Annotated in this window: 6 protein-coding genes; 5 read left to right on the top strand and 1 reads right to left on the bottom strand. The window is 71.0% G+C overall.

What is annotated here, in order from left to right; all coding sequences use genetic code 11:
- Positions 1-154: 154 nt before the first annotated feature.
- The 3 genes from ACWFR3_RS26510 (at position 155) to ACWFR3_RS26500 (ending at position 4018) form a co-directional block, all read left to right on the top strand.
- Complete coding sequence (locus ACWFR3_RS26510) at positions 155-547, top strand: peptidase inhibitor family I36 protein (RefSeq protein ID WP_453737125.1); 393 nt, start codon at positions 155-157, stop codon at positions 545-547.
- A gap of 112 nt (positions 548-659) precedes the next feature.
- A complete protein-coding gene (locus ACWFR3_RS26505) occupies positions 660-1454 on the top strand; it encodes an ABC transporter ATP-binding protein (RefSeq protein ID WP_453737124.1) in 795 nt (264 codons plus the stop codon).
- Positions 1454-4018 (top strand): FtsX-like permease family protein, encoded by a 2565-nt coding sequence (locus ACWFR3_RS26500; RefSeq protein WP_453737123.1) that lies wholly within the window; start codon positions 1454-1456, stop codon positions 4016-4018. The genes ACWFR3_RS26505 and ACWFR3_RS26500 overlap by 1 nt, the downstream gene beginning before the upstream one ends.
- 39 nt (positions 4019-4057) lie before the next feature.
- On the opposite strand, the gene ACWFR3_RS26495 is transcribed toward ACWFR3_RS26500, so the two are convergent.
- Entirely contained in the window at positions 4058-4648 is a 591-nt protein-coding gene (locus ACWFR3_RS26495; RefSeq protein ID WP_453737122.1) for an MSMEG_1061 family FMN-dependent PPOX-type flavoprotein, read from the bottom strand.
- Positions 4649-4818: 170 nt separating this feature from the next.
- On the opposite strand from ACWFR3_RS26495, the gene ACWFR3_RS26490 reads away from it, so the two are divergent.
- Together ACWFR3_RS26490 and ACWFR3_RS26485 are read left to right on the top strand one after the other, a co-directional pair.
- Positions 4819-5934, top strand: coding sequence for a FecCD family ABC transporter permease (locus ACWFR3_RS26490; protein ID WP_453737121.1), 1116 nt, complete (start codon positions 4819-4821; stop codon positions 5932-5934).
- A gap of 43 nt (positions 5935-5977) precedes the next feature.
- The gene (locus tag ACWFR3_RS26485) at positions 5978-7081 is read left to right on the top strand and encodes a FecCD family ABC transporter permease (protein ID WP_453737130.1); all 1104 of its coding nucleotides are present in this window, start codon (positions 5978-5980) and stop codon (positions 7079-7081) included.
- Positions 7082-7121 lie beyond the last annotated feature (40 nt).

Raw genomic sequence — 7121 nt, 5'->3', positions numbered from 1 at the left:
GGCCCGGGGAGCGCGGGCGCGCGGGGCGCGAGCCGGGCCTAACCACCCGGTGCCACCGCCCCGCGGCGGATAACCGATCACCGGACCGGACAACGATCCTGACGTGGCAACCGACAGATCCCAACGACAAAGGTGGATCAGTATGCGCAGGGCAATGAGCACGAAGAACAGGCTCTCGGTTCTCCTCGTGGCGCTGGCCGCGGGCAGCGCCGCATTGCTGCCGGTCTCCACGGCACACGCGGCCGAGGGGTACGACCGGTGTCCCGACGGCTCCTACTGCATGTTCTCGGGACTCGACGGAACCGGCGACATGATCACTCTCAAGGGGAACACCCCGGACCTCGCGGCGCTCGGCATGGACGACCGGGCCAAGTCCGACTGGAACCGGACCTCTTCGACCATCTACCTCTGGTCCGAGGCGAACTACAGCGGCTGCACCGTCGTGACCTCTTCCGGCCCGACCGGCAAGGGGAACTTCTTTCCTGCCTACCGGGACTTTCTGAGCTCGGTGCAGTTCGGCGGGCCGGGCGGGCAGAGCTGCGGCTGACGAGACATCAGCGGGTTATCCACCGGATCACAGGTAGGGCTAGCCCCATGTTCCGGAGCGGCGCGGATCAATTAGCTTCAGCACCCGGCCCAGCCGTTCTTTGGAGATTTTGATGCGTTCGAAGCATGAGCGGCTACCCACGGATGAGCTGCTGCGCTTACAGGATGTCCGCAAGGTGTACGGGCGTTCGCGCAACAGCGTGGCGGCGCTGGCGGGGGTGTCGCTCGGCTTCCGGCGTCACACCTTCACCGCCGTGATGGGCCCCTCCGGCTCCGGCAAGAGCACCTTCCTGCACTGTGCGGCCCTCCTGGACCGGCCGACTTCGGGCAGCGTCTTCCTGGAGGGCCAGGATCTGACAGCGATGAACGAGCGCTCGTTGACCAAGCTGCGCAGGAACCGGATCGGGTTCGTCTTCCAGAGTTTCAATCTGCTGCCCGCGCTGAACGTCGTGGACAACGTCACGCTGCCGCTGCGTCTGGCGGGTAAGCGGCCCGACCGCCGGCTGGTGGACGACGTCATCGAGCGGACCGGCCTCGCGCCCCGCCGCAAGCACCGCCCTGGCGAGCTCTCCGGCGGTCAGCAGCAGCGCGTGGCGATCGCCCGGGCCCTGGTCACCCGGCCGGTTCTGCTGTTCGGGGACGAGCCGACAGGCGCCCTGGACACCGAGACCGCGCTGGAGGTCCTGGGGCTGCTGCGCGAGGCGGTGGATTCCGGCGAGCAGACCGCCGTGATCGTGACGCACGATCCGGTGGCCGCCTCGCACGCCGACCGCGTGGTCTTCCTCGTGGACGGCCGGGTGAGCTCCGAGCTCGAGCGGCCCTCCGTCCAGCAGGTGGCCGAACAGATGACGCAACTGGGCGCGTGGGCGCGGATGCAGCAGCCGGTGCGCCCGGAACGGGTGATCTAGTGCTGCGTCTCGCGCTCAAGACCCTGCGCTATCGCAAGGGCGGATTTCTCGCTTCGCTTGTCGCACTGTTCGTCGGCGCCGTCGTCGTCCAGGGCTGCGGCGGTCTGCTGGAGACCGGTATCCGCGCTGACGTCAAAGCCGAGCGGCTGGCCGCGGCACCGGTCGTGGTGACCGGCAGTCAGGACTACCCCGGCCACGCGGTCGGCTCCGCGACCGATCCGATGACCGAGCGAGTGCTGCTGGACGAGAAGCTGGTGGACGCCGTGGCCGAGGTGCCCGGTGTGGCCGAGGCGGTGCCGGACATCTCGGTGCCGATCACCGCGCTGGCCGGTCGGCCGGTCTCCGCGTCCGGGCACGGCTGGTCCAGCGCACCGCTCTCGCCCTACCGGCTGGTTGCGGGTGCCGAGCCGGCCGTGTCCGGCGAGGTCGTGGTGGACAGCACCACCGCGAAGAGACTGCGTGTGCGGCCGGGCGCGCAGATGAAGGCGGCGGTACGCGGCATCCCGCACGTGTTCCGGGTCAGCGGAATCGCCGAGAGCCCTGTCGCCACTAGCTCCGCGCTGCTGTTCTCCGACCGCGAGGCAGCGCGTCTGTACCAGCGGCCCGGAAAGATCGACGCCATCGGAGTGCTCGCCGCCCCGGGCGCCGACGCGGCGAAGCTCGCCGACGCGATCGATGAGGTGGTCGCGGACCGTGGTGGCCGGGTGCTCCGCGGCGACGACCGGGGGGTGGCCGAGTTCCCGGACGCGATCAGCGGCCGGCAGAACCTGATTCCGGTCGCGGGTGCGTTCGGCGGCCTGTCCACCATGGTCGCGATCTTCGTGGTGGGCAGCACCGTGGGCATGCTGATGCAGCAGCGCCGCAGGGAGATGGCGCTGCTGCGCACGACGGGGGTCACGCCGGGGCAGTTGCGACGCCTGGTGATGGCGGAGACGTGTGTGATCGCGCTGCTCGCGGCCGGTCTGTCGCTCGTGCCGGGGCCGGTGTTCGGTCGCTTCATGTACGACGTCCTGGTGGACCAGGACTTGATACCGGCCGAGATGGTCTTCACTCAGGGGGCCATCCCGAAGCTCGCCGGATTCGGCGCCACGCTGTTCGCCGCGCTGGCCGCCGCGTTCATCGCCTCGCGCCGGGTGTCGAAGGTCCGGCCGACCGAAGCGATGGCCGACGCGACCCTGCAGACCCGCTGGATCAGCCCGATCCGCATGGTCCTGGCGTTCCTGTTCCTGGGCGGCGCGACCGCGCTGGCGATCGTGACGGCGTCGGTGATGACCGGGCCGATCGCGGCGAGCACGGCGGGCCCGGCAGCGATGCTGTGGGCGGTCGGGGTCGCCCTGGTGTCTCCGGGCCTGTGCCGCTGGCTGGCGGCGCTGTTGCGGTGGCCGGTGGGCGGGCTCACCGGTTTGCCAGGGCGCCTCGCGATGGAGAACGCATCGGTGCGCAAAGTGCGGCTGGCCTCGGCGGTGATCCCCATCATGCTGGCGACCGGTCTTGCCACGGCACTGATCTACCTGCAGACCAGTCAGGACGAAGCCGGCAGCCGGATGTTCGCCGACGGACTGGCGGCGGACGCGGTGGTCAGTTCGCAGAGCGGGGCTCTGTCACCGGCGCTTGTGGACACGCTCTCCGGCCTGCCGCAGGTCGCCGGGGCGTCCGCTTCGGTGTCCGGCGAGGCGCGTCTGGAGACCGTCCTCGACCCGGGCAAGGACAGCAACGGCACGACGGCCGGGCGCCGGGTCGAGCCGAGCCGGATCGACGTGCAAGGGGTCACGGCGTCCGGCGCCCGCCAGACGATCGGGTACCCGACGGTGCGGGGCGACTACGGGCGCCTGACCGGCGACAGCATCGTGCTGCCCACGGAGGTGCTCAAGGACAGCGGCAAGGACGTCGGCGACCGGGTGAGGCTGCGCTGGGGCAACGCGGAGGCGACCACGATGACGGTCGTCGGGTCGTTCACGCCGCCGCGCGGGTTCGCCTACGCGATGGTGCCCGCTGCCGAGTTGCTGCCTCGTACGACGACCGGCGTACTGCCGCAGATCCTGGTGAAGGCGAAGCCGGGGGTGTCGTCCCAGGAGCTGAAGGCGGCGGTGCGCAAGGCGGCCGGCAGCGTGCCCGGAGTCCTTGTCGTGGACCGTGCGCAAGCAACCGCCGCGCACGCGCAGAGCGATGAGAGCGGCCGGGTGGCCAGCTTCCTGCTGGCCGCGGTCGTGGTCGGCTATGCGGTGATCGCCCTGATCAACTCGCTGATCGTGGCGACCGCCGAGCGGCGCAGTGAGTTCGCGCTGCAACGGTTGATCGGCTCGACCCGCGGCCAGGTGATGTGGATGATGTCGGTGGAGGCATTGGTGACGGCGCTGGTCGGCATCGCGCTCGGCACCGGGGTGGCCGCCGGGTCGCTGGTCCCCTTCGGACTTGCCCTGGACGGATCGGTGCTGCCGAGCGGGCCGTTGTGGATCTACCTGATGATCGTCGGCACTGCGGTGGCGCTGACCTTCGCGACGATCCTGGTGCCGACGTCGGTCGCGCTGCGGGCGAAACCGGCGGAGGCCGCCGTTGCTCCATGACCCCGGTTCCGGGCGGGCGATGCCCCCCGGTCGGCGGACTCAGGAGCGGGAGCGGGGCTCATCCTGCGGCCAAGTGTCCGGCTGCCAGAGGCCCGAGCGGCGCAGGGACTGGGAGCAGTGCAGGTAGATCTCGTCGATGTCGACGACCAGCGCCAGGCGCGGGCGCTGGCCCTTGACGGTCATCAGGTCGAAGAACGGGGCGTCCGTCAGGATGCGCGCCCGGCCGTTGATGCGCAGGATCTCGCCGCTGCCCGGCACCAGGTGCAGCAGACCCACGTGCGGGTTCTTGAGGATGTTGCGGAAGCTGTCGCCGCGCCGGTTGCCGGGGCGGTCGGGCAGGACGACGGTGCGCGCGTCGAGCACGTGGATGAAGCCCGGGGCGCCGCCGCGCGGTGAGGTGTCGCAGTTGCCTTCCGCGTCCGAGGTGGAGACGGCACAGAACGGCGAGCGGGCCAGAATCGCCAGGTCCTGCTCGGTCAGCTCGTCGTGGACCTTGTCGATGACGATCGGGTGGGGCTCGCCGAGCAGTTCGCTCAGCTCGTCTTCCGAGCCGAGCTCCTGCCAGGTATGCGGGGCCGGGGCGCTACCGCCGGGGGACGGGGCGGTTGCGGGTATCGCGGCGTCGGGCACGGGGGTCCTCACAGATCGGCGAGCAGACGAACAGACTGGCGATTATGTAATGTTAGGCTCACCTTACTGGAGTGGAAAACGGCAGGTGAGTGCGCCCCTGCCTGAACAGGGAGCGGTTGATTCATGGCTGGGAGCAGCCGCACTGGGTGTGTGTCCCGGAGGCGACGGCCATGAAGGCATCCTCCACTGCCCACTCCTCGGGCACGTTGGGCACCTCGGGCACCTCGGGCAGCGATACGGCCACAGGGGAACCGAACTCCGCGAAGCGTCCCCGCGGCGGCGGGCACCGAGCCCCTGCCCTGGCTGCCGGTCTCGTCCTGCTGGTCGCCGTCCTGCTGCTCGTCATGTGGGCGAGTCTGCTGGTGGGCTCGGGTGATGTCGGTGCCGGTGATCTGCTGCCCGGCATCTTCGACCCCGACCTCTCCGACAAGGGTCAGCTGATCTTGCAGGAGGTGCGGCTGCCGCGCACGGCGGCAGGCCTTCTCGCCGGGGTCGCGCTCGGCCTGGCCGGCACGGTGATGCAGGGCGTGGCCCGCAATCCCCTCGCCGATCCGGGCGTACTTGGCGTCAACTCCGGCGCCTCCGCCGCCGTCGTCTTCGCGATCAGCATCCTGGGCATGTCCGACCCCGCTCACTACATCTGGTTCGGCTTCCTCGGCGCCCTGGTCGCCTCGCTCGTCGTGTTCGGCATCGGCTCCATGGGCCGGGAGGGCGCCACGCCGGTCAAGCTGGCCCTTGCCGGGGCGGCGACCGGGGCGGCGCTGCTGTCGCTGACCACGTCGATGCTGCTGACCGACTCCAAGTCGTATGACCAGTACCGCTTCTGGCAGGTCGGTTCACTCACCGGGCGCGAGGCCGCCGTGCTGTGGCAGGCCCTGCCGTTCATCGCGGCCGGGATCGTCCTGGCGCTGCTGCTGGGTCCGCGGCTGAACGCCCTGTCCCTGGGTGATGACCTGGCGCGCGGCCTGGGCCAGCGGATCGGTCTGGCGCGCGCCGCCTGCGCGGTGGCCGTGGTGCTGCTGTGCGGTGCCGCGACGGTCGTGGCCGGGCCGATCGCGTTCCTGGGGCTCGTCGTCCCGCACGCCGCCCGGCTGTTCACCGGCCCGGACTACCGCTGGGTGCTGCCGTACAGCGCGCTGATCGCCCCGTCCTTGCTGCTGACCGCGGACATCGTGGGGCGGGTGATCGCTCCTCCCGGAGAGGTGCAGGCGGGCATCGTGACCGCCGCGATCGGTGCGATTCCGTTCGTGGTGCTTGTGCGCCGCCGGAAGGTGTCCGAGCTGTGAGCGGGTGGCGGAAGTAGTGGGCGAGCACATGGAGAAGGCGGGTATGGGCGCGGCGGGACCGGCCGAGGTGAGCGCTGCAGCGGCCGGGAGCGGCGCCGTGAGCACCGTGTCGCGGGCCGACGCGGTGCGCCGCGTCCACGGCGTGCGGCGGGCCCGCCGGGCGCGCACGGTGCTGGTGCAGGGGCTGCTTCTGGCGGCGATCGCGGCGGTGTTCGGTGCCGCGCTGAGCTACGGCGACATGTCCGTGCCGCTGGGCGATGTGATCGGCGCCCTGAGCGGCGGCGGTGATGCCGGCTCGCACTTCGTGGTGGTGGAGCTGCGGCTGCCGCGTGTGCTCCTTGGTCTGCTGGTCGGTGTCGCCTTCGGTCTCAGCGGGGCGTTGTTCCAGGCACTGCTGCGCAATCCCCTCGCCAGCCCCGACGTGATCGGCATCAGCCAGGGTGCGAGCGCCGCGGCCGTACTTGCCTCGCTGGGCTTCGCGGTCAGTGGCATCGCCCTGTCCGCTGCCGCGCTGGGCGGTGCGCTGCTGAGTGCGGCGGTCATCTACGCCTTCGCCTGGCGTCGCAACGTCTCCGGTCAGCGCTTCGTGCTCGTGGGCATCGGCATCGGCGCGGGGCTCTCCAGCGTCACGTCGTACCTGCTGACCAACTCCGAGGTGACCGAGGCGCAGAACGCCCTGGTGTGGCTCACCGGCAGCCTCAACGGCAGCACCCTGGAGCAGGTGTGGCCACTGCTCGGCGCGCTGGCGCTCCTGCTGCCGCTGACCGTTCTCGCCGCGCGGGACCTCGGCCCGCTGCAACTGGGCGACGACACCGCGGCCGGGCTCGGTACCCGCGTGGGCCGCAGCCGGCTGGCGCTGCTCGGCTGCGCGGTGGCGCTGGCCGGGGTCGCCACGGCGGCGGCCGGACCGGTCGCCTTCGTCGCGTTCGTCTCGGCGCCGGTGGCCCGGCGTCTGGTACCGGGCGCGGGCGCCGCACTGATACCCGCCGCGCTGACCGGCGCGCTGCTGGTGACGGTGGCCGACTTCGCCGCCCAGCACCTGCTGTGGTCCAGCCAGTTCCCCGTCGGCGTGGTCACCAGCCTGATCGGGGCCCCCTACCTGCTGTGGCTGCTGGCCCGCGCCAATCGCACGGGAAGGGCCGGATGACGGTGGCAGACGCACACAAAGACAAGGACGAGCACAAGGA

This window comes from Streptomyces sp. NPDC055189, from assembly GCF_053606765.1.
The sequence above is the reverse complement of the archived record's forward strand: the minus strand, read 5'-3'. Positions and strand labels throughout refer to the sequence as shown.

Coding starts and splice junctions, on each gene's coding strand:
- ACWFR3_RS26490 (WP_453737121.1), top strand. CDS start 4,819: ATGAAGGCATCCTCCACTGCCCACTCCTCGGGCACGTTGGGCACCTCG.
- ACWFR3_RS26505 (WP_453737124.1), top strand. CDS start 660: ATGCGTTCGAAGCATGAGCGGCTACCCACGGATGAGCTGCTGCGCTTA.
- ACWFR3_RS26510 (WP_453737125.1), top strand. CDS start 155: ATGAGCACGAAGAACAGGCTCTCGGTTCTCCTCGTGGCGCTGGCCGCG.
- ACWFR3_RS26485 (WP_453737130.1), top strand. CDS start 5,978: ATGGGCGCGGCGGGACCGGCCGAGGTGAGCGCTGCAGCGGCCGGGAGC.